General features: G+C 73.0%; 23 protein-coding genes. 14 read left to right on the top strand and 9 right to left on the bottom strand.

Annotated elements, in window-relative coordinates; genetic code table 11:
• Window positions 1–34 precede the first annotated feature (34 nt).
• Window positions 35–277, bottom strand: a complete 243-nt coding sequence (locus ACH4G3_RS38550; RefSeq protein ID WP_397628849.1) for a hypothetical protein — start codon at window positions 275–277, stop codon at window positions 35–37.
• Between the two features lie 185 nt (window positions 278–462).
• Here ACH4G3_RS38550 and ACH4G3_RS38545 point away from each other — a divergent pair, with 185 nt between their 5' ends.
• The 4 genes from ACH4G3_RS38545 (at window position 463) to ACH4G3_RS38530 (ending at window position 5844) form a co-directional block, all read left to right on the top strand.
• Window positions 463–2517 carry a tetratricopeptide repeat protein gene (locus tag ACH4G3_RS38545; RefSeq protein WP_397628848.1) on the top strand — a complete coding sequence of 685 codons (2055 nt, stop codon included), beginning with the start codon at window positions 463–465 and terminating at the stop codon, window positions 2515–2517.
• A gap of 112 nt (window positions 2518–2629) precedes the next feature.
• Window positions 2630–3478 (top strand): GNAT family N-acetyltransferase, encoded by an 849-nt coding sequence (locus ACH4G3_RS38540; RefSeq protein ID WP_243379218.1) that lies wholly within the window; start codon window positions 2630–2632, stop codon window positions 3476–3478.
• A gap of 30 nt (window positions 3479–3508) precedes the next feature.
• Entirely contained in the window at window positions 3509–4039 is a 531-nt protein-coding gene (locus ACH4G3_RS38535; protein ID WP_020269639.1) for a GNAT family N-acetyltransferase, read from the top strand.
• Between the two features lie 104 nt (window positions 4040–4143).
• The gene (locus ACH4G3_RS38530) at window positions 4144–5844 is read left to right on the top strand and encodes a proline--tRNA ligase (protein WP_397628847.1); all 1701 of its coding nucleotides are present in this window, start codon (window positions 4144–4146) and stop codon (window positions 5842–5844) included.
• A 40-nt stretch (window positions 5845–5884) separates the two neighbouring features.
• Here ACH4G3_RS38530 and ACH4G3_RS38525 read toward each other — a convergent pair whose 3' ends face one another.
• From ACH4G3_RS38525 to ACH4G3_RS38515, 3 genes are read right to left on the bottom strand one after another with little or no spacing between them, the layout of a single operon-like run.
• Window positions 5885–6784: an aminoglycoside phosphotransferase family protein gene (locus ACH4G3_RS38525; protein ID WP_397628846.1), complete on the bottom strand. Its 900-nt coding sequence runs from the start codon at window positions 6782–6784 to the stop codon at window positions 5885–5887.
• A gap of 48 nt (window positions 6785–6832) precedes the next feature.
• Window positions 6833–7297 carry a ferritin-like domain-containing protein gene (locus ACH4G3_RS38520; RefSeq protein ID WP_397620143.1) on the bottom strand — a complete coding sequence of 155 codons (465 nt, stop codon included), beginning with the start codon at window positions 7295–7297 and terminating at the stop codon, window positions 6833–6835.
• On the bottom strand, window positions 7294–7821 hold the full coding sequence (locus ACH4G3_RS38515; protein ID WP_397628845.1) for a hypothetical protein: 528 nt from the start codon (window positions 7819–7821) through the stop codon (window positions 7294–7296). Before ACH4G3_RS38515 ends, ACH4G3_RS38520 begins: the two co-directional genes overlap by 4 nt.
• A gap of 371 nt (window positions 7822–8192) precedes the next feature.
• On the opposite strand from ACH4G3_RS38515, the gene rimP reads away from it, so the two are divergent.
• The 9 genes from rimP (at window position 8193) to ACH4G3_RS38470 (ending at window position 20046) form a co-directional block, all read left to right on the top strand.
• Window positions 8193–8693: a ribosome maturation factor RimP gene (gene rimP / locus ACH4G3_RS38510; RefSeq protein WP_397620141.1), complete on the top strand. Its 501-nt coding sequence runs from the start codon at window positions 8193–8195 to the stop codon at window positions 8691–8693.
• A 2-nt stretch (window positions 8694–8695) separates the two neighbouring features.
• Window positions 8696–9694, top strand: a complete 999-nt coding sequence (gene nusA / locus ACH4G3_RS38505; protein ID WP_397628844.1) for a transcription termination factor NusA — start codon at window positions 8696–8698, stop codon at window positions 9692–9694.
• A 102-nt stretch (window positions 9695–9796) separates the two neighbouring features.
• Window positions 9797–10093: a YlxR family protein gene (locus tag ACH4G3_RS38500; RefSeq protein WP_082319713.1), complete on the top strand. Its 297-nt coding sequence runs from the start codon at window positions 9797–9799 to the stop codon at window positions 10091–10093.
• Between the two features lie 146 nt (window positions 10094–10239).
• A complete protein-coding gene (gene infB, locus ACH4G3_RS38495) occupies window positions 10240–13278 on the top strand; it encodes a translation initiation factor IF-2 (protein WP_397628843.1) in 3039 nt (1012 codons plus the stop codon).
• A gap of 204 nt (window positions 13279–13482) precedes the next feature.
• Window positions 13483–13776 (top strand): DUF503 domain-containing protein, encoded by a 294-nt coding sequence (locus tag ACH4G3_RS38490; protein WP_020269630.1) that lies wholly within the window; start codon window positions 13483–13485, stop codon window positions 13774–13776.
• A 44-nt stretch (window positions 13777–13820) separates the two neighbouring features.
• Window positions 13821–14273 (top strand): 30S ribosome-binding factor RbfA, encoded by a 453-nt coding sequence (rbfA, locus tag ACH4G3_RS38485; protein ID WP_274820165.1) that lies wholly within the window; start codon window positions 13821–13823, stop codon window positions 14271–14273.
• A complete protein-coding gene (gene truB / locus ACH4G3_RS38480) occupies window positions 14270–15175 on the top strand; it encodes a tRNA pseudouridine(55) synthase TruB (protein ID WP_397628842.1) in 906 nt (301 codons plus the stop codon). Before rbfA ends, truB begins: the two co-directional genes overlap by 4 nt.
• 251 nt (window positions 15176–15426) lie before the next feature.
• Window positions 15427–18921, top strand: a complete 3495-nt coding sequence (locus ACH4G3_RS38475) for a serine protease (protein WP_397628841.1) — start codon at window positions 15427–15429, stop codon at window positions 18919–18921.
• 168 nt (window positions 18922–19089) lie between these two features.
• A complete protein-coding gene (locus ACH4G3_RS38470; protein ID WP_397628840.1) occupies window positions 19090–20046 on the top strand; it encodes a bifunctional riboflavin kinase/FAD synthetase in 957 nt (318 codons plus the stop codon).
• Window positions 20047–20071: 25 nt separating this feature from the next.
• Here the strand turns inward: ACH4G3_RS38470 and ACH4G3_RS38465 are convergent, their stop codons facing one another.
• Entirely contained in the window at window positions 20072–20755 is a 684-nt protein-coding gene (locus ACH4G3_RS38465; RefSeq protein WP_397628839.1) for a TetR/AcrR family transcriptional regulator, read from the bottom strand.
• A gap of 110 nt (window positions 20756–20865) precedes the next feature.
• Here ACH4G3_RS38465 and ACH4G3_RS38460 point away from each other — a divergent pair, with 110 nt between their 5' ends.
• On the top strand, window positions 20866–21576 hold the full coding sequence (locus tag ACH4G3_RS38460) for an NAD(P)-dependent oxidoreductase (RefSeq protein ID WP_397628838.1): 711 nt from the start codon (window positions 20866–20868) through the stop codon (window positions 21574–21576).
• 35 nt (window positions 21577–21611) lie between these two features.
• Here ACH4G3_RS38460 and ACH4G3_RS38455 read toward each other — a convergent pair whose 3' ends face one another.
• The 4 genes from ACH4G3_RS38455 to ACH4G3_RS38440 are packed head-to-tail and all read right to left on the bottom strand — an operon-like array spanning window position 21612 to window position 25583.
• Window positions 21612–22613 carry an oligopeptide/dipeptide ABC transporter ATP-binding protein gene (locus ACH4G3_RS38455; RefSeq protein ID WP_397628837.1) on the bottom strand — a complete coding sequence of 334 codons (1002 nt, stop codon included), beginning with the start codon at window positions 22611–22613 and terminating at the stop codon, window positions 21612–21614.
• On the bottom strand, window positions 22610–23629 hold the full coding sequence (locus tag ACH4G3_RS38450) for an ABC transporter ATP-binding protein (protein WP_397628836.1): 1020 nt from the start codon (window positions 23627–23629) through the stop codon (window positions 22610–22612). The genes ACH4G3_RS38455 and ACH4G3_RS38450 overlap by 4 nt, the downstream gene beginning before the upstream one ends.
• On the bottom strand, window positions 23626–24540 hold the full coding sequence (locus ACH4G3_RS38445; RefSeq protein ID WP_397628835.1) for an ABC transporter permease: 915 nt from the start codon (window positions 24538–24540) through the stop codon (window positions 23626–23628). The genes ACH4G3_RS38450 and ACH4G3_RS38445 overlap by 4 nt, the downstream gene beginning before the upstream one ends.
• Window positions 24537–25583 (bottom strand): ABC transporter permease, encoded by a 1047-nt coding sequence (locus tag ACH4G3_RS38440; protein WP_397628834.1) that lies wholly within the window; start codon window positions 25581–25583, stop codon window positions 24537–24539. Before ACH4G3_RS38440 ends, ACH4G3_RS38445 begins: the two co-directional genes overlap by 4 nt.
• Window positions 25584–25586: the final 3 nt, after the last annotated feature.

Genomic DNA, 25586 nt, shown 5'->3' with positions numbered 1-25586 from the left:
GCTCGTACCGGTTCCCGCCACCGTGCCCTCCCCGTCACCGCGACCGTGCCCCCGGCCCACCCCGTCGGGCCCTGCGTGCACGCCGAGCCGTCAGTGCGGCGGAGTACGTGGTGAACAGCGACACACGAGACGCGTCCTGCCGCGCGCCGCGCAGGGCCCACCTGAAACCGAGGAACAGCAGCACCTGCCGGAGCAGCACCGGGCCCGTGAGCACGGTGAGGGCCAGCACGGCGACGAACGGCGAACCGTCGAGCAGACCGACGACGAAGTGAAGCACGGCACCTCCCAGAACCGCCCGGCAGCACCGGGCACCTGAGACGAGTGCACCCCGCGCACGCCCCGGGCGGAGAAAACCCGGACGTCCGGGAACAGCTGCCGGACTGGCCGATTCCGCTGGACGGCCCCGGACCGTCCCGGACACCATGGACAACTGTCCCGGACTGGCTCCGTCGAGAGGGCACCGTGCAGACGTGGCGGCACTTCCGGGCGGAGCTCGCCCGGCTCATGCGAGAGGGCGACGTCACCGTCGCACAAGTGGTCAAGGCTTCCAGGCCGGCTCGGGACGCACCCGGCCCGTCCTTCACCATCGGGCGAGAGACCCTCTACGGCTACCTGAGAGACCGTGAGGCGGGCGTCGGCAACGGCGACTGGCACACCGTCGAGGCGCTGCTGCGCTGCATCGACTCCCTCGCCAGCGGCAAGGGCCGCGCCCTGGACATCGACTACGCCCACTGGGAGGAGTCCTGGCAGAACCTCCGGGACCGTCAGGGCACTTCAGGCACCCGGCAGGACAGGGAGTTCACCCCGCGCCTGTCGGCCGACACCTGGATCGGCGGCTGGGACGGCGCCGCCGATGCCGTACTGGCCTGCTCCTCGGCACAGGAGTTCGTGGTCTGGCCGACGGGCCAGGAGCGGCTCGACGCGCTGGCGCAGGCCGTCGCCAGGCTCAGCGCCGCCTGCGAACCGGAACTCGCACGGGACGCGGCCGCACGGCTCGTCGCCGGTGCCGACGCGGAGCTGGGCGAGGCGAGCCCCAAGACCCTGGCCGCACGGCACGCACTCGCGTTCTGGACCGGCCACACCCAGGACGTCCGCCGCGCCCTGGAGCTGACGACGGACCTGCACGCGGACTGCTCACGCCACCTGGGACCGGACCACATCCTCACCCGGCTCGCCGCCCTGCGCAGGGCCCTCTGGCTGGGGCACATGGGCCGCTGGCACGAGGCGAACCGGCTCTACGCCCAGACCGCCCGGAGCGAAGCCGCTCACCCCGACCGGGACCGCACCCTCTGGCTGCTCGCCCGCTGGGGCATGGCCCGCACCGGCGGCCGGTCGGGCAACTGGATCCACGCGCACATCGAACTCGACCAGCTGCTGCCCGACATGATCACCGCCTTCGGGCCGGACGACCCGGCCGCGCTGGCCGCCCGCCACTCCCACGCCTGGGCCGCCGCACGCGCGGGCGACCACGACACGGCATGCGCCCTGCTGACCCGGCTCGCCGACCAGGCTGACGCGGCCGTGGGCCCCGGCCACCCCACCAGCCTGCGCATCCGTATCTCGCTGGCCTACTGGGCGCAGCGCTGCGGCTCGGCCGAGGACGCGCTGTCCATGGCCACGGCCGTGCGGAAGCGCTGCGAGGAGCTGCTGGGCCCGGACCATCCCCTCAGCACCGAGGCCGCCGAAGTCGAGGCGCTGTGCCGGCTGGACGCCGATCCGGACACGGCGATCGACGACCTCCGGGACGTGGCCTCGCGCCGCGAGCAGCACCTCGGCCACGGGCATCCCCAGACGCTGCAGGCCTGGTCGAACTACGCGGCCGTCCGGGCCACGATCGAGGGGCCTCTCCCGGTCCGCGGCCTGTTCCGCGATCTCGCCCGGGACTGTGCTCAGGCACTGGGCGAGGACCACCCCGAAACACTCCGCGTCCGGATGAACCTGGCCATCGCCACCCTCGAGACCGAGGGGGCCGCCGCGGCCCGGCCGGTGTGCGAGCTGGTCGTCGAGTCGCTCCGCAGAGTGCTGGGAGACGAGCACCCCGAAACCGTCCTCGGCATCGAACTCCTTCAGGAGATCGACCGCGAGAAGCGGCCGGAACCGGATCCCAGGCAGTCCCGACAGCGCCGGCTCCCGTACGGCACGTACGGCGAGGCAGGCGGCGGCGCGAGCGACCGTGCCCTCAAGTGCGACATCGACCCCGTCCTGTGGCCGCCCGACCCGGACGCCGGCACCGAGGCCACCGGCAACAACCCCACCACGGACGGGTACGCGGTGCTGCGTGCCGTGGCGGCGCTGCCGGTGAGCACATGGAGCTACCGGGGCGAGGAGGGCGTACGGCACCTCGGTCCCATGGCACAGGACTGGTACGCCGCCCTCGGGCTGGGAGCCGACGACCGGACCATCCACCCCATCGACGCCAACGGGGTGTCCGTCGTCGCCGTACAGGCCCTGTACCGGATGGTGCGCGGCCTCCAGGACGAGGTGAGCCGGCTCGGCAAGCGGCTCGACGACCGATGACACCAGGTCCGCGGTCGTCCCGCTGGTCGAGGCACCGCACGCGGGCGGCACTCCCAAGCTCCGCCAGGTACAGTGCGTGGATCAGCCGACCCCTGTGTGTGAGGCCCCGCACGTGTTGACGCAGACCACCTCCCGGGTCCTCGAACCGAGCGACCTGGACGCCGCGCTCGCCATACTCGACCGCGAGCCGGTCGCGAACGCCTTCGTGACGTCCCGGGTGCAGATCGCCGGCCTCGACCCGTGGCGGCTCGGCGGAGAGATGTGGGGCTGGTACGAGGACGGCATGCTGACGTCCCTGTGCTACGCGGGCGCCAACCTCGTCCCGATCTGCGCCACTCCGCGTGCCGTCCGCGCCTTCGCCGACCGCGCCCGCCGGGCCGGCCGCCGCTGCTCCTCCATCGTCGGACCGGCCGGTTCCACCGCCGACCTGTGGCGGCTGCTGGAACCCCAGTGGGGCCCGGCCCGCGACGTCCGCCGCCACCAGCCGCTCATGGTCACCGACCGCCTGCCGGACGGGATCGCCCCGGACCCCTATGTCCGTCGCGTCCGCAAGGACGAGATGGAGAAGATCATGCCGGCGTGCGTCGCGATGTTCACCGAGGAGGTCGGCGTCTCCCCGCTGGCCGGCGACGGCGGCCTCCTCTACCAGGCCCGCGTCGCCGAACTCGTCGGATCCGGCCGCGCCTTCGCCCGCTTCGACGCGGACGGCAAGGTCGTCTTCAAGGCCGAGATCGGCGCCGCGACCGACCGCGCCTGCCAGATCCAGGGCGTCTGGGTCGCCCCCGAGTACCGGGGCACCGGCCTGGCGGCCCCGGGCATGGCAGCGGTCCTGCGCTATGCCCTGGCCGACGTCGCCCCGGTGGCGAGCCTGTACGTCAACGACTTCAACACGGCAGCGCGCAGGACGTACCAGAGGGTGGGCTTCCAAGAGGTCGGCGCCTTCATGAGCGTGCTGTTCTGACAACGGAAAGCCCCCTGTAGGCTCCCCGCCATGGACCTGGTGATCGGCCCCCTCGACCTCTCCGGCCACGTCGACGAGGCCCTGGAAGTCCAAGCCGTGGCATTCGGACTGGGCCCCGACGAAGTCGCAGTCCGCCGCCAGATCGTCCTGCGCCACATGACCTACCCGGGCGCCCGCGCCCTCGGCGCGACAGTCGGCGGCAACCTCGTCGGCTTCGTCTACGGCATGCCCAACGACCGCGCCCACTGGTGGTCCACCGTCGTGGAGCCGTACCTCAGGGCGAACCACCACGACCACTGGCTCGACGACGCCTTCGTGATCACCGAACTGCACGTCCACCCCGCCCACCAGAACCGGGGCATCGGACGCTCCCTGATCACCACGATCACCGACGGCGCGGCCGAACCCCGCTCGATCCTCTCCGCGATCGACACCGAGAGCCCCGCCCGCGCGCTCTACCGCTCCCTCGGCTACCGGGACCTGGCCCGCCAGGTCCTCTTCCCGAGCGCCCCCAAGCCGTACGCGGTGATGGGCGCTCCGCTTCCGCTCCTGCGCCGTTAACCGATTTCCGCCGCCCGGCACCCCCCGGATAACCTCCTGCCATCACCCTCCCCCACTCTCGGCTTCGCTCGAGCGGGGGGACCCCCATCAGCAGGAGCAGATCCATGGCGAACGTACCGGTCCAGCGCATGTCCCAGTTGATGGCGAAGACGTTGCGCGACGACCCGGCGGACGCCGAGGTCCTCAGCCACAAGCTCCTCGTCCGCGCCGGCTACGTGCGCCGCACCGCCGCCGGAATCTGGAGCTGGCTGCCGCTCGGCAAGCGGGTCCTGGCCAACGTGGAGCGCATCGTCCGTGAGGAGATGGACGCCATCGGCGCCCAGGAGGTCCTGCTCCCCGCCATCCTGCCGCGCGAGCCCTACGAGGCCACCGGCCGCTGGGAGGAGTACGGCCCCGAGCTGTTCCGCCTGCAGGACCGCAAGGGCGGCGACTACCTCCTCGGCCCCACCCACGAGGAGATCTTCACCCTTCTGGTGAAGGACCAGGCGTCCTCCTACAAGGACCTGCCGGTGATCCTCTACCAGATCCAGAACAAGTACCGCGACGAGGCCCGGCCGCGCGCCGGCATCCTGCGCGGCCGCGAGTTCCTGATGAAGGACTCCTACTCCTTCGACACCGAGGACGAGGGCCTCGCCCGGTCCTACGCCCTGCACCGCGAGGCCTACCAGAGGATCTTCGCGCGCCTCGGCCTCGACTACCGCATCTGCGCCGCCACCGCCGGCGCGATGGGCGGCTCCAAGTCCGAGGAGTTCCTCGCCCCCGCCGAGGCGGGCGAGGACACCTTCGCCGACTGCCCGAACTGCGACTTCGCCGCCAACACCGAGGCGATCACGTACGAGCTGAAGCCCGTCGACGCCACGGACGTCCCGGCCGCCGAGGACATCCCGACTCCCGACACTCCGACCATCGAGACCCTCGCCGCCTCCCTCGGCGTCCCGGCCTCGGCCACGCTGAAGAACCTCCTCGTCAAGGTCGACGGCGAGATCGTCGCCGTCGGTGTCCCCGGCGACCGCGAGGTCGACATGGACAAGGTCGAGGCGCACTTCGCCCCGGCCGTCGTCGAACTGGTCACCGAGACGGACTTCGCGGCCCGCCCGGACCTGGTCCGCGGCTATGTCGGACCGCAGGGCCTGGACAAGGTCACGTACATCGCCGACCCGCGGGTCGCCCCCGGCACGTCGTGGATCACCGGCGCCAACAAGGCCGGCACGCACACCAAGAACGTCGTCGCGGGCCGCGACTTCGAGGTCGACCGTTACGTCGACGTCGTGGTCGTACAGGAGGGCGACCCCTGCCCGAAGTGCGGCACGGGCCTCGTCCTCGACCGGGCCATCGAGATCGGCCACATCTTCCAGCTGGGCCGCAAGTACACCGACGCCCTCAAGCTCGACGTCCTCGGCCAGAACGGCAAGCCGGTCCGCGTCACCATGGGGTCCTACGGCATCGGCGTCTCCCGCGCGGTCGCCGCCATCGCCGAGCAGAGCGCCGACGACAAGGGCCTGTGCTGGCCCGAGGAGATCGCCCCGGCCGACGTCCACGTGGTCGCCGCCGGCAAGGCCCTCCAGACCGAACTGGCCCTCGACATCTCCCAGAAGCTGGCCGCCGCCGGTGTCCGCGTCCTGGTCGACGACCGCGCCGGCGTCTCCCCGGGCGTCAAGTTCACCGACTCCGAGCTGATCGGCGTACCGCAGATCCTCGTGGCCGGGCGGCGCGCGGCCGACGGCGTGGTGGAACTGAAGGACCGCCGCACCGGTGAGCGCGAGGAGCTGACGGTCGAGGAGGCCGTCGCCCGGCTCACCGCCTGAGGGCCCTGGCCCTGTGAGCGCTCCGGGCCTTACGGAGCGCTCACAGCCAGCCCGCGAACTCCAGCAGCAACTCCGCGTCCCGCGGGCGTCCGACCCGCCCCGCCCGTACACCCGACTCCACGGCCCGGAACAGCGTCCAGCCGCGCAGCCGCTCCTGGTCCACGTCCAGCGACTCGGCCAGCCGCTTCACCCGTCTCCGGGTCGTCGCCGCACCGGACGGCTGGGCGATCAGGTCCTCCACCCGGTCACGGACCAGCCGGGCGAGATCGAACGCGCACTCGCCCACCACCGGATCGGGCCCCACGGCCAGCCACGGCATCCGCTCCCCGGCGAGCACCTTGCTCTGCCGGAACGTGCCGTGCAGCAGCCGGTGTTCGGGCGGCGCGGCCAGCAACTCCTCGCGCGCCGCGAGCGCCACGTCGACCAGCGGCGCCACGTCGGCATCGACCCGGGCACGTGCCCGCATCGCCTCGGCCTGCCGCCCGGTCCGCTCGGCCACCGTCTCGAAGGGGAAGCCGGCCGGCGGCTCCACCCACAGCCGTCGCAGTGTCCCGGCGGCCTCCAGCAGTGCCTTCGCTTCCGGCAGTGACCGCACCGACACGTCCGGGTGCAGCCGCTCCAGCAGCAGCACGCCCTCGGTCCTCCAGGGTTCGAGCAGCTGCACGGCGCCCCGCCCGCCCCAGTGCGTGAGCGCGGCCCGCTCCGCCTCCGGGCGGGCCCGGCCCGGCGCCAGCTTCAGCACGGCGGGCGTCCCGTCGGCCGTCCGCACCAGCACGACCAGGCTGCTGCGCCCCCCGGGCACCTGCACCCGCTCCACGGTCAACTCGCGTAGCGCGACGGCCTGCTGCGCCGCCTCGGGCAGCTTCTCCAGCCAGTCGTCACCGTCCGGTGCCGTCTCACCGAGCGCCCTGACCAGACGCTTCGGCGGTTCGAAAACCATGCGCGAGTCGTTCCCTTCGTGCTGTCCGCGGTGCGTGCCCTGCGCGGGTCACGCCGTCGGCGCCGCCAGGGGCGGGGCCGTGCCGGCCCGCTCGGCGAGCCCAGGGAAGGCTACGCTCTCGCCGCGCCAGCGCACCGCCCGCACCGCCGCCTCCCGCAGTGCCTCGGCGGCCAGGGCCCGCCGCGCGCCGCCCGCCGCGCGCACCAGGTCCGAGTACACCCCGGCCACCCGGTCCTCCAGCTCGGCGGCGAGCCGCACGGCCGCCGCCGCGTCCGGCACCGGGAACGGCAGCGCGTACCCGGCGGCCGCCGCCCCGGGCCTGCCCCCCAGGTCCTTCACCTCGCGCACCAGCGCGTCCCGGCGGGCCCGGTGCGCGTCGTACGCCGTCCGTGCCTCGGCGCGCCGACCGTCGCCGATCCGCCCGCCGACCACGCCGTACCCGTACACCGCCGCGTGCTCGGCCGCCAGCGCCGCCTGGAGGGCCCGCAGCTCCCGGTCCTTCGCCTCGCTCACGCGCCACCCTCCGTCAGCAGATACACGTGCGCCGCCCCGGCCGCCGCCACCGAGGCCAGCAGCCGCGCCAGCTCGCCCGGAACGTCGAGCAGCGCCTTGGCCCGGCGGTCGGCGAGCTCCCGCTCCGCGGCGGCGAGCGAGGCGAGTGCGTCCTTGTCGTCGCCCGGCACGGCGGTGGCCGAGGGGGAAGCGGACGGGGAGGAGGGAGAAGGGGACGTCTTCCGGCCCGGGCCCCCTCCGAAGGCCTGCGCATGCCGTACGGCCTCCGCCCTCAGCGGCCCCAGCCGCCCCGCGAGCCCCGGATGGGCGGCGATCACGGCGTCGTACCGCTCCACCAGCCCCTCGCTGTCCCGCGCCGCACGCGCGCGTGCCCGGCGCACGGCCGCCGACGGGCCGTTCTCGGAGGCACCCGGACCCTCGCCCCCGGCGGTGCAGCCCGCCAGAGCGAGGGCCGCCGGGCCGACGGCGAACAGAGTCCTTCTGCGCGGCCCCGAGCGGGCGCGCGGAGATGAGGGGAACGGCACGTCAGACGTCCTCGGGGGGCTCGTACGAGAAAGAAGCGGCTCTCAGGGCCCTTCTGATGGATCTCCGCAGCGTCGCGACGCCCGGCACGCACGCTCGCCGCACGGTGCGCAGGGCCAGGTGGCTCCGCCACATGACCCTCCGCACCGCACGCCGATCGCACGCACCGAACGCCGCTCCTTCTCCTGCGGAGATCCATCAGAAGGGCCCTAGGGCTGAAGACCCGTGATCACGGTACCCGGGCCCCCGCCCGAGACCACTCAGCGGCACCGTTCGTCACCGGGTGGACGGCAACACACCCCGCGACCGGATACCCTTTGACCAGACACGCGACCCATCCCACAACAGCACACGCGGCCGAGGAGTCACCCGGATGAGCACCACCCAGAGCGAGAGGCTGCGAGGACTGCTGGAACCGCTCGTCGCATCCCAGGGTCTGGACCTCGAAGAGATCGAAGTGGACTCCGTCGGGCGCAAGCGTGTGCTGCGCGTCGTCGTCGACTCGGACACGGGCGCCGACCTGGACCAGATCGCCGATGTGAGCCGCGCGCTCTCGGCGAAGCTCGACGAGACGGACGCGATGGGCGAGGGGGAGTACACCCTCGAGGTCGGCACCCCGGGCGCGGAGCGCCTCCTCACGGAACACCGGCACTACGTCCGCGCCACCGACCGGCTGGTGAAGTTCCAGCTGGCCGAGGGCGGCGAGCTGGTCGCCAGGATCCTCAAGGTCGACGACGAGGGAATCGACACCGAGGTGCCCGGGGTGAAGGGCCGCAAGGCCACCGCGCGCAGACTCGCCTTCGACGACATCGTCCGGGCGCGTGTTCAGGTCGAGTTCAGCCGCAAGGACAACAAGAAGGAAGAGGAGGCGTAGCCGTGGACATCGACATGAGTGCCCTGCGGGGCTTGGTTCGGGAGAAGGAGATCTCCTTCCCCCTGCTGGTCGAGGCGATCGAGTCGGCCCTCCTCATCGCCTACCACCGCACCGAGGGAAGCCGCCGCCACGCGCGCGTGGAGCTCAACCGGGAGACCGGCCATGTGACCGTGTGGGCGAAGGAGGACCCCGACGACCTCGAGGAGGGCCAGGAGCCCCGCGAGTTCGACGACACCCCGTCCGGCTTCGGCCGTATCGCCGCCACCACGGCCAAGCAGGTCATCCTGCAGCGCCTGCGCGACGCCGAGGACGACGCGACGCTCGGCGAGTACGCCGGCCGCGAGGGCGACATCGTCACCGGCGTGGTCCAGCAGGGCCGCGACCCGAAGAACGTGCTCGTGGACATCGGCAAGCTGGAGGCCATCCTGCCGGTGCAGGAGCAGGTGCCGGGTGAGACCTACCCGCACGGCATGCGGCTGCGCAGTTACGTCGTCCGGGTGGCCAAGGGCGTCCGCGGCCCGTCCGTGACGCTGTCCCGGACGCACCCCAATCTGGTGAAGAAGCTCTTCGCGCTGGAGGTGCCGGAGATCGCCGACGGGTCCGTGGAGATCTCCGCGATCGCCCGCGAGGCCGGTCACCGCACGAAGATCGCCGTACGGTCCACCCGCTCCGGCCTGAACGCCAAGGGCGCCTGCATCGGCCCCATGGGCGGCCGGGTGCGCAACGTGATGGGCGAGCTGAACGGCGAGAAGATCGACATCGTCGACTGGTCGGATGACCCGGCCGAGATGGTGGCGAACGCGCTGTCCCCGGCCCGTGTCTCCAAGGTGGAGATCGTGGACATGGCGACCCGGTCGGCCCGCGTGACCGTGCCCGACTACCAGCTGTCCCTGGCCATCGGCAAGGAAGGGCAGAACGCCCGCCTCGCGGCCCGGCTGACCGGCTGGCGGATCGACATCCGGCCGGACACGGAACCCGCCGCGGACCGGACCGGGGAATAGATCCAAGCCGCGGGTCGTTCAGATCACGACAGGTTCGGGCGCGGCAACTGTTCGAATCCTGCCCCAAAGGGGTGAGGCGCCTACGGGGAGGTAGACTTAACGGTGTCTGGCCGGACGCGCACCCGCGCATGCCCTGAACGCACCTGTGTGGGGTGTCGGGAGCGAGTGGCCAAGGCCGATCTTTTGCGGATCGTGTTGATCGAGGGCGCATGCGTCCCTGATCCACGCGGTACGCTGCCCGGCCGGGGTGCGTATGTGCATCCCACACCGGTCTGTCTCGACCAGGCGGTCCGCCGCCGGGCGTTCACGAGGGCACTGCGCGCCCCGGGAGCGCTCGACACAAAGGCGTTGCGCCAATACGTCGAGCAGACAACAGTTGCCGATCAGGCAACACGGTAAGAACGTGCCGCACGGAACCCCGTGCGGTCTAGGTACCTCGCGAGTCGAAAGCAGGTCGAGATTGCGATGAGCACTCGATGAGTACGCGATGAGTACGCCCATGAACTAGCGACGGTCCGGCTTCACCCGGACCTCAAAGGAGCGAAGTGGCTAAGGTCCGGGTCTACGAACTCGCCAAGGAGTTCGGTGTCGAGAGCAAGGTCGTCATGGCCAAGCTCCAGGAGCTCGGTGAATTCGTCCGTTCGGCGTCTTCGACGATCGAAGCGCCTGTTGTACGCAAGCTGACCGACGCATTCCAGCAGGGCGGCGGCAACGGCAAGTCCGCCGCGAAGCCCGCGGCCCCCAAGAAGGCCGCCCCCCGTCCGGCCGCGCCCTCTCCGGCGCAGTCGGCCCGTCCGGCTGCCCCGAAGCCGCCGGCCGCGCCCAAGCCCGCGGCTGCCCAGCAGCCGTCGGCCCCCTCGTCCCCGGCGCCGTCCCCGGGCCCGCGTCCGACGCCGGGCCCCAAGCCCGCGCCGCGTCCGGCCCCGGCCGCGCCCGAGTTCACGGCGCCGCCCGCGGCTCCGTCCACTCCGGCCGGCCCGAAGCCCGGCGCGCGTCCCGGCGCCCCCAAGCCCGGCGGTCGCCCCTCCGGCGGTCCCGGCCAGGGCCAGGGCGGCCAGGGCCAGCGTCCCGGCGGTCAGGGTCCGCGTCCCGGCGCTCCGGCGCCGCGTCAGGGTTCCCGTCCGGCCGGTCCGCGTCCGGGTAACAACCCCTTCACCTCGGGTGGCTCCACCGGCATGGCGCGCCCGCAGGCGCCCCGTCCGCAGGGCTCCCGTCCCGGCCCCGGCGGCCCCGGTGGCGGTCCCCGTCCCCAGGCGCCCGGCGCCCAGGGCGGCGGTCCGCGTCCGCAGGCTCCGGGCGGCAACCGCCCGTCCCCGGGCTCGATGCCGCGTCCGCAGGGCGGCGGCCCGCGTCCCGGCGGCGGTTCCGCCGGTCCGCGCCCGAACCCCGGCATGATGCCGCAGCGTCCCGCTGCCGGCCCGCGTCCCGGCGGCGGCCCCGGTGGCGGCCGTGGACCGGCCGGAGCCGGCCGGCCCGGCGGTGGCGGTCGTCCCGGTGGCGGCGGCTTCGCCGGTCGTCCCGGTGGCGGTGGCGGCGCCGGTCGTCCCGGTGGCGGCGGCGGTTTCGCCGGTCGTCCCGGCGGTGGCGGCGGCTTCGGTGGCGGCGGTGGCCGTCCCGGCTTCGGCGGTCGTCCCGGCGGTCCCGGTGGCCGTGGTGGCACGCAGGGCGCCTTCGGCCGTCCCGGCGGTCCCGCGCGTCGTGGCCGCAAGTCGAAGCGGCAGCGCCGTCAGGAGTACGAGGCCATGCAGGCCCCGTCGGTCGGCGGTGTGATGCTGCCTCGCGGCAACGGCGAGACCGTTCGCCTGTCGCGCGGTGCCTCGCTCACCGACTTCGCGGAGAAGATCAACGCCAACCCGGCGTCGCTCGTCGCGGTCATGATGAACCTCGGCGAGATGGTCACGGCCACGCAGTCGGTCTCCGACGAGACGCTCCAGCTCCTCGCCGACGAGATGAACTACACGGTTCAGATCGTCAGCCCCGAGGAGGAGGACCGCGAGCTCCTGGAGTCCTTCGACATCGAGTTCGGCGAGGACGAGGGCGACGAGGAGGACCTGATGGTCCGCCCGCCGGTCGTCACCGTCATGGGTCACGTCGACCACGGTAAGACCCGGCTCCTCGACGCCATCCGCAAGACGAACGTCATCGCGGGCGAGGCCGGCGGCATCACCCAGCACATCGGTGCCTACCAGGTCGCGACCGAGGTCAACGACGAAGAGCGCAAGATCACCTTCATCGACACCCCGGGTCACGAGGCGTTCACCGCCATGCGTGCCCGTGGTGCGCGGTCGACGGACATCGCGATCCTGGTCGTCGCGGCCAACGACGGCGTCATGCCGCAGACGGTCGAGGCGCTCAACCACGCCAAGGCGGCCGACGTCCCGATCGTCGTCGCGGTCAACAAGATCGACGTCGAGGGCGCGGACCCGACCAAGGTGCGCGGTCAGCTGACCGAGTACGGCCTGGTGGCCGAGGAGTACGGCGGCGACACGATGTTCGTCGACATCTCCGCCAAGCAGGGTCTGCACATCGACTCCCTGCTGGAGGCCGTGGTCCTCACGGCCGACGCCTCGCTCGACCTGCGGGCCAACCCGAACCAGGACGCGCAGGGCATCGCGATCGAGTCCCGTCTCGACCGCGGCCGTGGTGCCGTGTCGACGGTCCTCGTCCAGCGCGGCACGCTGCGGGTCGGCGACACCATGGTGGTCGGCGACGCGTACGGCCGAGTCCGGGCGATGCACGACGACAACGGCAACCTCGTCACCGAGGCCGGCCCGTCGACGCCGGTTCAGGTCCTGGGCCTGACCAACGTCCCGGGCGCGGGCGACAACTTCCTCGTCGTCGACGAGGACCGTACGGCCCGTCAGATCGCGGAGAAGCGTGCGGCGCGCGAGCGCAACGCGGCCTTCGCGAAGCGCACGCGCCGTGTGTCGCTCGAGGACCTGGACAAGGTGCTGAAGGCCGGCGAGGTCCAGCAGCTGAACCTGATCATCAAGGGTGACGCTTCCGGTTCCGTCGAGGCACTCGAGTCCTCCCTGCTCCAGCTGGACGTCGGCGAAGAGGTCGACATCCGGGTCCTGCACCGCGGCGTCGGTGCGGTCACGGAGTCCGACATCGACCTGGCCATGGGCTCGGACGCCATCGTGATCGGCTTCAACGTGCGCGCCGCCGGGCGTGCACAGCAGATGGCCGAGCGCGAGGGCGTGGACGTCCGGTACTACTCGGTCATCTACCAGGCGATCGAGGAGATCGAGGCGGCCCTCAAGGGCATGCTCAAGCCGGAGTACGAAGAGGTCGAGCTCGGTACGGCGGAGATCCGCGAGGTCTTCAAGTCGTCCAAGCTGGGCAACATCGCGGGTGTTCTCATCCGCTCCGGCGAGGTCAAGAGGAACACCAAGGCCCGCCTCATCCGCGACGGCAAGGTGGTCGCGGAGAACCTCAACATCGAGGGCCTGCGTCGCTTCAAGGACGACGTCACCGAGATCCGCGAAGGGTTCGAGGGCGGTATCAACCTCGGCAACTTCAACGACATCAAGGTCGACGACGTCATCGCGACGTACGAGATGCGCGAGAAGCCGCGGGTGTGACCCACGGTTCCCAGACCGGCCGACGGGGCCTCGCCCCGTCGGCCGGCTGGCCGTTTGTCTCCACATCCTGCCCGACCGTGTCGGGCAGCGGGTGGGCAACGGAAAACCCCGTCGAGCCACCGGACGGGACGCGGTACCGTTCTTGATGTCCCTGCCCCGACCGCAGGGCCATCGATCCCGTACCGGCGGGTCATCCGGACACACATGTACGTGGGGACGCTGTCCTTCGACCTGCTCCTCGGCGACGTACGGTCGCTGAAGGAGAAGCGCTCCGTCGTCCGCCCCATCGTCGCCGAGCTCCAGCGCAAGTACGCGGTGAGCGCGGCCGAGGTGGATCACATGGACCTCCACCGCAGGGCCGTCATCGGCCTCGCGCTGGTGTCCGGCGACGCGGGGCACCTCAGCGACATACTCGACCGGTGCGAACGGCTGGTCGCCGCACGCCCCGAGGTGGAGCTGCTGTCCGTCAGGCGGCGCTTCCACGGCGAAGACGACTGACGAACCGAGAACGACCCAGACAGGAAAGAACGGGAGACGGACCAGTGGCCGACAACGCGCGGGCCAAGAGGCTGGCGGACCTCATCCGGGAAGTGGTGGCCCAGAAGCTGCAACGCGGGATCAAGGACCCGCGGCTCGGCTCGCACGTCACCATCACGGACACGCGGGTCACGGGTGATCTGCGGGAGGCGACCGTCTTCTACACCGTGTACGGGGACGACGAGGAGCGCAACGCGGCCGCGGCCGGACTGGAGAGCGCCAAGGGCATCCTGCGCTCCGAGGTCGGCCGGGCCGCCGGTGTGAAGTTCACGCCGACCCTGACCTTCGTCATGGACGCCCTCCCGGACACCGCCCGGAACATCGAGGACCTCCTCGACAAGGCGCGGCAGTCCGACGAGAAGGTGCGCGAGGCGTCCGCGGGCGCGAAGTACGCCGGCGACGCCGACCCGTACCGCAAGCCGGACGAGGACGACGAGACGGACGACACCGCCGAATGACCCAGAAGCACACCACGCCCGACGGCCTCGTCATCGTCGACAAGCCGTCGGGCTTCACTTCGCACGACGTCGTGGCCAAGATGCGCGGCATCGCCAGGACACGACGCGTCGGGCACGCCGGCACCCTCGACCCGATGGCGACGGGCGTCCTCGTCCTCGGCGTCGAGAAGGCCACCAAGCTCCTCGGCCACCTCGCGCTGACCGAGAAGGAGTACCTGGGCACGATCCGGCTCGGGCAGAACACCCTCACCGACGACGCCGAGGGGGACATCACCTCCGCCACGGACGCCTCCGAGGTCACCCGCGAGGCCATCGACGCCGGCGTCGCCAAGCTGACCGGCGACATCATGCAGGTGCCGTCCAAGGTCAGCGCCATCAAGATCAACGGCGTGCGCTCCTACAAGCGGGCCAGGGAGGGCGAGGAGTTCGACATCCCGGCCCGGCCCGTCACGGTCTCCTCCTTCGGCGTGTACGACGTCCGGGAAGCCGTCGCCGAAGACGGTACGGCCGTACTCGACCTGGTCGTCTCGGTCGTCTGCTCCTCCGGCACGTACATCCGGGCCCTGGCCCGCGACCTGGGCGCCGACCTCGGCGTCGGCGGGCATCTCACCGCCCTGCGCCGCACCCGCGTCGGCCCCTACAAGCTGGATACGGCCCGCACGCTCGACCAGCTCCAGCAGGAGCTGACCGTGATGCCGGTCGCCGAGGCCGCCGCTGCCGCCTTCCGGCGCTGGGACGTCGACGCCCGGCGCGCCAGGCTGCTCACCAACGGCGTGCGGCTGGACATGCCCGAGGAGTACGCCGGCTCGGGACCCGTCGCCGTCTTCGATCCGGAGGGCCGCTTCCTCGCCCTCGTCGAGGAGCAGCGGGGCAAGGCCAAGAGCCTGGCCGTCTTCGGCTGACAGCACGCGGGGACCGTCCGTGGAGCGGCGGCCACGGGGTACCTCCACTGCCGCCGCTCCACGGTCCCCCCTCGGTTCCCCCACCCCTAGGGTGTATCCAGCCGCCCCGCTTCGTTCACCCGTCCGTGCAGGCGCTCGGAGTGAATCGGGGGAGCGGAAGGGGGCGCTTTCGCCGAGCGATCTGTCCCGCTGATCATCTCGCCCCTACCGTCGAACGCAAGGGCACGGGTGTACGGCGGGGAGGCTCGACGATGACGTCGCGGAACCGGTCCGGGGAGAAACAGGACAGCGCACCAGGATCCCAGGACCGCCCCGGAACAGCGGAGCAGACGACCCAGGGAGCGGGCGGCGGGGCATCCGGCCCGGCCCTCGTCCGGATCCAGGACCTGGCCGGCCGTCCCCGGGGCGCCGGCTTCCTGGCCGACCACCACGGCACGCTCGTCACCAGCCATGAGGCGATCGACGGCCTGCCCCGGTTCGTCCTGTACGGGGCCGGGGACCGCCGCCGGGTCGTGTCCGCCGACGCGGTGACCCCGCTGCCCGCGTTCGACCTGGCCCTCGTACGGACCGAGGGCCTCGGTGTGCCGCCGCTTCCCGTGACCGTGCGGGGCGGGGCCGGGACCGGCGCCTATGTGCGGATCGCCGCCGGCGGCTGGCGGGAGGCCAGGGTGCTGGGTTCGACCGCCGTGACGTACACGGCCGCCGACCGCCTCCACCGCCTCGACGGCGCGCTGGAGCTGGCGGTCGGCACGGCAGGGCGGGACGCGCTGCGACGGGGCGGGGGAGCGGCCGGCGGTCCGGTGCTCGACGCCGCGACCGGCGCCGTCGTCGCTGTCCTCGGCACCGCACTCAGCTCCGACCACAGTGACGTCGGATTCGCCGTACCACTGCATCCCCGGGTCCCCGGCATGGCGGGCCCGCTCGCCGAGCTGCTCGCCGAGAACGCGGCGACGGTCCCCGCATACGGCGCCGACCTCAATCTGGCCGGAGTGCTGGAGCTGACCGGCACGGCGGTGGGCCTGGAGGGCCCGCCCGGCGGCACGGGTCTCCCGGAGCCGGTCGAACGGGCCGCCGTGGCGGCCGAGTTCAGCGCGTTCGCGGCAGGACCGGCGGCCGTGCTCGGCCTCGTCGGGGCGCCCGGCAGCGGTCGTACGACGGAACTCGCCGCGCTCGCCGCGCGCCGCGCCCGCGGCGGGCATCCCACGCTGTGGCTGCGCGGCTGCCAACTGCGGGACGACGACGCCTCGGTGGCCGACGAGGCGCGCCGGGCGCTGGCCCGGGCCGCCGCTGCCGTGGCCGCGTCCCGGCCGGGTCTCCTGCCGGCCGGCCTGGGCGACACCACCCCCGAGCGCCTCGCCCGGCTCGCTGGTGCCCTCGGCCGGCCCCTGCTGCTGCTCCTCGACGGCCCGGAGGAGATGCCCCCGGCGCCGGCCCGTCGTCTGGCCGACTGGACGGACGGGACGGTGCGGTGGCTGCGGGAGACGGGTGTGCGGCTGGTCGTGGCCTGCCGGCCGGAGTACTGGGAGGAGGCGGGGTTCCCGGCGGAGGTCCTGCACCGGCCGGCCGGTGCCGCGGACGGGCCCGCGTGTGTGCGCCTCGGCGATCTCACCGAGGACGAGGCCCGCCAGGCCCGCCTGCGCCACGGCATTCCGGAGAGTGCCCTCGTCGACAGCGCCGCGCGGCACCCCCTCACCCTGCGACTGCTCGGCGAGGTCAGGGACGCCCTCGGGCCCTTCGACGGCCCGGAAAGCGCCGGCGCACCCACCAGCCCCAGCGGCCCCGGCGTCACCGTCGACCGCGACGACGTCTTCGCGGCCTACCTGGACCTGATGTCCCTGCGCATCGCCCGAAGGCTGGCCGCCGGGAACGGTCTGAGCGGCACGGCCGTGCGCCGGCTGGCCGCCAAGGTCGCCGGGCAGGTGCACGAGGCCGCCCGGCGCAGCCTCGGACCGGGGACGGGGGATCTGGACCGGGAGACTTTCGAGACGGTCTTCCCGTGGGGGCCCGCCCCGGCGCGGCTCGGCAGCGGCACCGGCTGGGCGTCGGCCGTCCTCGCCGAGGGCCTGCTCGTACCCGCCGGAGCCGGCTACCGCTTCGCCCACGAGGAGCTCGCCGACTGGCTCCAGGGCATGCACCTGGACCTCGACGAGGCCCTGCACGTCCTCGTCCACCACCGGCCGCAGCCCGCCCCCGTCCCGCACCACCGCATCGGGCCCGTCGTGCAGGCCCTGCTGTTCCTCGCCCGCCAGCACGGCACCGGCCGGCTGGCCTCCCGGCTGGCGGACCTGGTGCACGCCCTGGACGCGGGTCCGCGGTCCTGGTGGGCGGCCCGGCTGCTCGCCGGGACCCTGTCGGCCGTGCCCGACGCGACGCCCTACGCGGAGGTGCTGCGGCTGCTCGCCGACCGGATCGTGGCCTGGCGGCGGCAGGGGAGGCCCGTGCCGGACGAGGTCGGGCCCGCTTTCTGGGCCGGCGTACGGCTGCCGGAGGACGAGCGCTTCGCGCTGCTGAGGCGGCTGGTGCACGCCGACGGCCCGCCGTGCGAGGCCGGTCCCCGGTTCCTGGACACCGTCGCGCACCTGCTGGCCGCCGACCCCGCCGCCGTACAGCCGCTGCTGGCCCGCTGGTTCGACGACGAGCAGCCGCTGCCCGCCACCCCGCACGCGACCGTGGCCACGGCCGCGCAGGCGCTGCTGCACACCCACCGGCACAGCGCCCTGGACGACTTGGCGGACGTGCTCGTCGACCGGGCCCACCGGAGGGCCGACGAACTGCTCGCCGTGCTGGCGGAGGAGGAGGCCTCGGCGGTGTGCCGGGCCGTCGACCGGTGGGCGCGCGACGAGCGCCCGGCGCGCCGGAGTGCCGCGATGGCGCACGGCCTGCGCGTCGCGCCGCACGTGAGCGCCGGAGGCGACCGCGCCCTCCTGCGTTACGCGGCCCTCACCCTCCTCGCCCGCCCCGCCGACTCCGCCCTGCACGGCGGAGCACTCGCACTCCTCGTCCAGGATCCGCGCACCCGGGACCGGTATCTCCCGCGGGCGCTGGAGCACTTCGCAGCGGGCGATCCGAACCTCCCGCCGGACGCGCCGGCCGCCGCCCTCCCGGCCCACCCCGAGCCGGTCCTCAACGCCTTCGCGGTGCGGCTGGAGCGGCCGGACGCGGAGGACGCGCTGCGCGCGCTCGCCGACGCCACCCCGCCCGGCCTGGCCCGGCGGGTCGCCGCGCTGGTGGGGCTGGCCGCACAGCGGCGGCCGGAACTCGCCGGGCACGTGGCCGCGTACGTGGACCAGCGGCTCGACCGGGGCCCCGCCGCCCGGGCCGTGCTCCTGCCGCTGGTCACCGGCCTGCTGGAGGGCGGCCCGGTCCGCCTGCGGTGCGCACTCGCCGCGGTCCTCACCCCGCCCGGCATCCCCGCCTCCCGCCCGCTGCGCCGCGAGCTGCGCGACGTGCTCCTGGCCCGTGAGCACGACACCGACGTCCTCGACGCGCTGCTGCACGCCGCCGCCCGGAACGGCGGCGACGACCTGCGCGACCTCGTCCGCCGCATCGGACTGCTCCTCGTGCGCACCCCGGAGGGCGCCGGCCGCTTCGACCGCGCCCTGGTCGACCTCGGCCGGCACGTGCCCGGCTTCGCCGCCCGCGTGGCGCGCTGGCTGGCCGCCGCGCCCGAGGAGTGGGCGGCGCTGGTCGGGCCCAGCTCCCACCGGACGATCGAGAACCTGGCGGGCGTCGGCGTCCCCGTCTGAGGAGCCTCCCGCGCACACCGGAGGGGACGCAGCGTCGTGCACCCCGTCACAGCCCCCATGCCGATGCGGGCCGCAGGCGCCCGGCATGGCACCCTTAGACCTGCGCACGAGGCAACCAGGACAACCACGGACACGGGTTCGACGAGCTTTCGACAAGGAGCAGGCACAGTGCAGCGCTGGCGTGGCTTGGAGGACATCCCCCAGGACTGGGGGCGCAGCGTCGTCACCATCGGCTCCTACGACGGAGTCCACCGCGGACACCAGCTGATCATCCGGCACGCCGTGAACCGCGCCCGCGAGCTGGGCGTGCCCGCCGTCGTCGTCACCTTCGACCCGCACCCCAGCGAGGTCGTCCGCCCCGGCAGCCACCCGCCGCTGCTCGCCCCGCACCACCGCCGTGCCGAACTCATGGCCGACCTGGGCGTGGACGCGGTGCTCATCCTGCCCTTCACGACCGAGTTCTCGAAGCTGTCCCCGGCCGACTTCGTCGTCAAGGTGCTCGTCGACAAGCTGCACGCCAAGGCCGTCGTCGAGGGCCCCAACTTCCGCTTCGGCCACAAGGCCGCCGGCAACGTGGAGTTCCTGGCCACCCAGGGCAAGACCTACGACTTCGAGGTCGAGGTCGTCGACCTGTACGTGACCGGCGAGGCGGGCGGCGGCGAGCCGTTCTCCTCGACGCTGACCCGGCGTCTGGTCGCCGAGGGCGACGTCCAGGGCGCCGCCGAGATCCTGGGCCGCCCGCACCGCGTGGAGGGCGTGGTCGTCCGGGGCGCCCAGCGCGGCCGCGAACTGGGCTTCCCGACCGCCAACGTCGAGACCCTGCCGCACACCGCCATCCCCGCCGACGGTGTCTACGCCGGCTGGCTGCACGCCCAGGGCGAGGCGATGCCGGCCGCGATCTCCGTCGGCACGAACCCGCAGTTCGACGGCACCGAGCGCACGGTGGAGGCGTATGCCATCGACCGGGTGGGCCTCGACCTGTACGGCCTCCATGTCGCCGTCGACTTCCTGGCGTTCGTGCGGGGGCAGGCCAGGTTCGACACGCTGGACGCCCTGCTGGAGCAGATGGCCGAGGACGTCAAGCGCTGCCGGGAGCTGGTGGCGGCGGCCGAGCGGTCCGCCTAGCGGTCCTGGCCCATCCGCGTACTGGTCATGCGCTCGGGGTCTCGTCCGGGTGGAGGGCGTCGAGGATGAGGGCGAGGCCGAAGGCGAACTCGTCGGCGTAGTCGTAGCCGGGCTTGAGGACGTGCTCGGTGGCCAGTTCGGTGAGGTGGGGATAGGTGTCGGCGGGCATGTCGCGCAGGATGGCGCCCGCTACCTCGTCCAGCTCCGCCGCGCCTTTGAACGGCAGGCTCACCTCCTGGAGCACGAACCCGTACAGGTAGCTGTCGATCAGCGAGACGGCGTGCGCGGCCATGGGGACGGAGAATCCTCCGGCGCGCAGCGTTCCGATGACGGCGTCGTGATGGCGCAGGGTCGCCGGGCCGGGCCGGGAACGGGAGTCCATGAGGCCGACGGCCCAGGGGTGGCGCCGCAGCACGGCACGAGCGGAGTCCGCGCGGTGGCGCAGGGCACTCTTCCAGTCCGTGTCGCGCGGCGGTAGGTCGATCTCGCCGAACACCGCGTCCACCATGCCGTCGAGGATGTCTTCCCGGCCCGCGACGTGGTGGTAGAGCGACATCGCCTCGACGCCCAGTGGTTCGGCGATGGCCCGCATGGTGAGCGCGGCCGCCCCCTTCTCGTCCGCCACCGCCACCGCCGTGCGGATCACGCGCTCGCGGCTGAGCGGAGTGCGCGCCGACGCCGTCCGCCGGCCCTTGTTTCCCTCGCGCATCCAGGGCCCTCCTTCTGTCTTACCTCGTGCGCTCCCCTTGACCGCCTTACAGCATAAGGCTAGCTTGCCTTACAACATAAGGTAGGCATCCCGGTGAAAGGGGCCGCGCCATGGCCACGGATCGCGTGAAGAAGGTCTGCATCATCGGGGCCTCGGGGAAGCTCGGGCAGTACATGGTCGGGCACGCGCTGGAGCGCGGCTACGAGGTGGTCGGGGTGTGCCGGGAGCGCAGCGTGCCGAAGCTGGCCGCGTTCGAAGGCCGGATGACCGTCGTCCCAGGGCCGACCGACGACCCGGACGTGATCCGGCGGGCGGTCGCCGGGTGCGACGGGGTGCTGACGGTGCTGGTGCCGTGGGGTGTGCGGCAGTACGCGTCGGGCACGGCACAGGCGGTGCTCGACCACGCACGGCCGGGCGCGCGCCTGGTCTTCTCCTGCGGCTGGCACATCACACGCGACGGCAAGGACAGGTACTCACGGCTGTTCGTCCTGGGCGTCCGGATCGCCGCCGTGCTGGGCAAGCTCGTCCGCGCCGTCGAACTCGACGACCAGGTCGAAGCGTGCCGACGGGTGTTCGCCAGCGACACCGCGTGGACCGTGGTGCGCGGCAGCTCCCTGGAGGAGGGCGAAAGCCAGGGCCTGCCCGTGTGGAGCCGGCGTGTGGGCGACCCCGTACTGGCCAGCAACCTGACGCGGCGGGTGGACTTCGCGCTGTTCATGGTCGAAGCGCTCACCGACGACACGCTCGTCCAGGAGGCCCCGGCGATCGTCGGCTGCCGGACCCCCAGCGCCCTCGCCCACGCCGAGGGGTCTCGCAGCTAGGGCCTTGCGGTGAGCAGACGGCCCCGGCTTCGCCCTCAGCGCGCAGCCCAGTGGCATGCCACCTGGGCCGTGCCGCTGCCGTCGAGGATCCCCGGGTCCTGGTTCCTGCACGCGTCCGCCACGCCCGCCCGTTCCGCCTCACCGCTCGCGAGGATCTGGCAGCGGGCGTGGAAGCGGCAGCCCGACGGCACACGCGACGGGTCCGGGGGTTCGCCGGTGAGGACAACCGGATCCCCCGGGGCCTCGGGCAGCACCGACAGCAGGGCCTGTGTGTACGGGTGACGGGGCGCGGTCAGGACCTGCTCCACCGCGCCCGTCTCCACGATCCGGCCCAGATACATCACGGCGACCCGGTCGGCGATGTTCCAGGCCAGCCCCAGGTCGTGCGTGACGACCAGCGCGGACAGGCCCAGCTCGGTGCGCAGCCGCAGCAGCAGGGCGAGGATCTCACCGCGCACGGAGGCGTCGAGGGATGCCACCGGCTCGTCGGCGACGAGGAGTTCGGGTTCCAGGACGAGCGCGCCCGCGATGACGACCCGCTGGCGCTGCCCGCCGGACAGTTCGTGCGGGTAGCGCAGGAAGAAGCGCTCCGGGGGCCGCAGCCCGGCCCGGGACAGGGCATCGGCGACCGCTGTCCGTTCGTCGCCGCCGTACCCGTGGATGCGCAGACCCTCGGCGACCGCGTCGTACACCGTGTGCCGGGGGTTGAGCGAGCCGCTCGGGTCCTGGAGGACCAGCTGGACGCGCTTGCGGTACGCCTTGAGGGACCGGCCGGAGTACTCCAGCGGGCGGCCGTCGAACGTGACCCGGCCCGAGGTCGGCTCGACCAGGCCCAGCAGACAACGCGCCAGGGTCGTCTTGCCGCAGCCGGACTCGCCGACCAGCGCGACGATCTCGCCGGGCCGGATGTCGAGGTCGACCCCGTCCACCGCGCGGGCCCGGGGGCCGCCGTGCCGGCCGGGGAAGGTGACGTGCAGGTCCTGGGCGCTCAGCAGGGGTGCCGTGGTGACCTCGGGGGCCGTGGGGGACATGGTCATGGCGTACCGGGCCTCGCTTCCTCCATGGCGTCCGGATCCTCGCGTACCTCGCGGGATTCCTGAGCCGGCGGCCCGACCAGGACGCACGCCGCCCGCCGCTCAGGCCCCGCCTCGCGCAGCGCCGGGTCCTCCTCCGGGCAGGACTCCAGCGCCACCGGGCACCGCGGATGGAACGTACAGCCGGACGGCAGCGCCGCCGGATCGGGCGGGTCGCCCGCCAGCCCCTGCGGCGCGAACCGGGAGGACGGGTCGCCGATGCGCGGGAACGCGGCCGACAGGGCCCTGGCATACGGGTGCCGGGCGTCCTCGTACACCTGCCGGGCCGGGCCCTCCTCGACCACCCGGCCCGCGTACATCACCGCGAGCCGGTCGCAGGTGTCGGCGAGGACCGCCAGGTCGTGGCTGATCATGATCAGGCCCAGGTCCTGGTCCGCGACGAGCTGCTCGATGAGCCGGAGGATCTGCGCCTGGATCATCACGTCGAGCGCGGTGGTCGGCTCGTCGGCGATGATCAGCCGTGGATCGCAGGCCAGCGCCATGGCGATCATGACGCGCTGCCGCTGCCCGCCGGACAGCTCGTGGGGATAGGCGTCCGCACGGGTGGCGGGCAGGCCGACGTGCTCCAGCAGCTCCCCGGTCTTCTTCTTCGCCCCGGCCGGGGTCGCCTTCCGGTGCAGCAGGATCGGCTCGGCGATCTGGTCGCCGATGCGGTGCACCGCGTTCAGGGAGTGCATCGCCCCCTGGAACACGACCGAGGCCCCGGCCCAGCGGACCGCCCGGACCCGGCCCCACTTCATCGACAGCACGTCCTCGCCGTCGAGCAGGACCTCACCCGTGATGCGGGTCCCGGCGGGCAGCAGCCGCAGCAGGGCCAGCGCCAGCGTGGACTTGCCGCAGCCGGACTCCCCGGCGAGGCCGAGCTTCTGGCCGGCGTCCAGGCGCAGGTCCACCCCGCGCACCGCGGCCGCCCCGCCCGGGTACGTCACCGTCAGGTCCCTGACGTCGAGCAGCGTCACCGTGACACCCCCAGCCTGGGGTTGAGGACGGACTCCACGGCCCGCCCGCACAGCGTGAACGCCAGCGCCACCACGGCGATGGCGATGCCCGGCGGCACCAGGTACCACCAGTCCCCGGCACTGACCGCGCCCGCCTCGCGCGCGTCCTGCAGCAGCCCGCCCCACGACACGACCGTGGGGTCGCCGAGCCCGAGGAAGGCGAGGGTCGCCTCGGCGAGGATGGCCGAGGAGATGATCAGGGTCGTTTGCGCCAGCACCAGCGGCATCACGTTGGGCAGGACGTGCCGGGACATGATGTGCCAGTGCCCGCCGCCGAGCGCCTTCGCCCGCTCGATGTACGGGCGGGTCTCCACGGCGAGGGTCTGCGCGCGCACCAGCCGGGCCGTGGTCGGCCAGGTGGTGACGCCGATCGCCACGACGGTCGTGGTCAGCGACCGGGACATCACGGTCGCCAGGGCGATCGCCAGCACCAGCGTCGGCATGACCAGGAACCAGTCGGTGATCCGCATCATCACCGTCGCGTACCAGCCCTTGAAGTGCCCGGCCGTGACCCCGATCAGGGTGCCGATCGCCACCGACAGCACGGCCGCGAGCAGCCCGACCAGCAGCGACACCCGCGAACCCCAGACCACCAGGCCCAGCAGGTCCCGCCCGAACTGGTCCGTGCCGAGCGGGAACTCCGCGCTCGGGCTCTGCATCGGGCGCCCCGGCGCGTCGGTCACACTGCTCACGCCGGAGCCGACGAACAGCGGCGCGGACAGCGCCAGCAGCGCGCACAGCGAGAGTGCGGCTAGGCCGTACAGCCCCGCCCGTTCGGAGCGGTACTGCCGCCAGAAGCGCGCGACGGAGGCCCGGCGCCGCTGCCGGGCGAGGGCGCGCGGGCTCGTGCCCGTGCCGGTCGTCGTGGTCATCGGGCCACCCGGGGGTCGAGCAGGGGATAGACCAGGTCGGCGAGGGTGTTCATCACGATCACCGCGGCGGCGAACACGAAGAACAGCCCCTGCACCAGCGGCAGGTCGGGCACGCTCAGCGCCTGGTAGAACAGCCCGCCGAGGCCCGGCCAGGAGAACACCGTCTCCACGAGGATCACGCCCGCGACCGTCCGGCCGAGGTTGATGAAGATCAGCGTGACGGTCGGCAGCAGCGCGTTCGGCACGGCGTGCCGGCGCCGTACGAGGTCGTCGCGCAGCCCCTTGGCCCGCGCGGTCGTCAGATAGTCGCTGCCCATCTCGTCCAGCAGCGCCGACCGCGTGACCAGCAGCGTCTGCCCGTACTCCACGGCCACCAGCGTCACCACCGGCAGCACCAGGTGGTGCGCCACGTCGACCACGTACGCGAAGCCCTCCTTGCCGCCCGACTCCATGCCTCCGGTGGGGAACATGCCCGGGACCGGGCCGATGCCCACCGACAGCACGATGATCAGCAGCAGTCCGAGCCAGAAGGACGGGATGGAGTACAGGGTCAGCGCGAGGCCGGTGTTGACCCGGTCGCCGAGCCCGCCGCGCCGCCACGCCGACCGCGTGCCCAGGAAAATGCCGAGCGCCGTGTAGAGGACGAAGGCCGTGCCGGTGAGCAGCAGGGTGTTCGGCAGCGCCTCGGTGATCTTGTCGACGACGGGGGCGCGGAACTGGTACGACGTCCCGAAGTCGCCGGTGAGCGCCTTGCCGCAGTAGTCCGTGAACTGCCGCCACAGCGGCAGGTCGAGCCCGAACTCCTCGCGATAGGCGGCCAGCTGCTCGGCCGATACCTGACGGCCGCCCGTCATGGTCTTCACCGGGTCGCCGGGGATCAGCCGGAAGAGGAAGAAGCTGGTGACGAGCACGGCCAGCAGCGAGACGGCCGCACCCGCCACCTTGCCCGCGAGGTACCGCGGGTACGCGGAGCTCTTGCGTACCCGCGGCCCGGCCGCCGCGTGCTTGTCCTCGACCAGCGCGGGTGTCGCGTCAGCGGTCATGAG

This window comes from Streptomyces afghaniensis (genome assembly GCF_044327915.1).
In the GTDB taxonomy this organism is placed as follows: domain Bacteria; phylum Actinomycetota; class Actinomycetes; order Streptomycetales; family Streptomycetaceae; genus Streptomyces; species Streptomyces afghaniensis.
The sequence above is the reverse complement of the archived record's forward strand: the minus strand, read 5'-3'. Positions and strand labels throughout refer to the sequence as shown.

Coding starts and splice junctions, on each gene's coding strand:
- ACH4G3_RS38535 (WP_020269639.1), top strand. CDS start 3,509: ATGGACCTGGTGATCGGCCCCCTCGACCTCTCCGGCCACGTCGACGAG.
- ACH4G3_RS38490 (WP_020269630.1), top strand. CDS start 13,483: ATGTACGTGGGGACGCTGTCCTTCGACCTGCTCCTCGGCGACGTACGG.
- ACH4G3_RS38445 (WP_397628835.1), bottom strand. CDS start 24,540: ATGACCACGACGACCGGCACGGGCACGAGCCCGCGCGCCCTCGCCCGG.
- ACH4G3_RS38460 (WP_397628838.1), top strand. CDS start 20,866: ATGGCCACGGATCGCGTGAAGAAGGTCTGCATCATCGGGGCCTCGGGG.
- rimP (WP_397620141.1), top strand. CDS start 8,193: ATGAGCACCACCCAGAGCGAGAGGCTGCGAGGACTGCTGGAACCGCTC.
- ACH4G3_RS38525 (WP_397628846.1), bottom strand. CDS start 6,784: ATGGTTTTCGAACCGCCGAAGCGTCTGGTCAGGGCGCTCGGTGAGACG.
- ACH4G3_RS38530 (WP_397628847.1), top strand. CDS start 4,144: ATGGCGAACGTACCGGTCCAGCGCATGTCCCAGTTGATGGCGAAGACG.
- ACH4G3_RS38440 (WP_397628834.1), bottom strand. CDS start 25,583: ATGACCGCTGACGCGACACCCGCGCTGGTCGAGGACAAGCACGCGGCG.
- truB (WP_397628842.1), top strand. CDS start 14,270: ATGACCCAGAAGCACACCACGCCCGACGGCCTCGTCATCGTCGACAAG.
- ACH4G3_RS38455 (WP_397628837.1), bottom strand. CDS start 22,613: ATGACCATGTCCCCCACGGCCCCCGAGGTCACCACGGCACCCCTGCTG.
- ACH4G3_RS38475 (WP_397628841.1), top strand. CDS start 15,427: ATGACGTCGCGGAACCGGTCCGGGGAGAAACAGGACAGCGCACCAGGA.
- ACH4G3_RS38465 (WP_397628839.1), bottom strand. CDS start 20,755: ATGCGCGAGGGAAACAAGGGCCGGCGGACGGCGTCGGCGCGCACTCCG.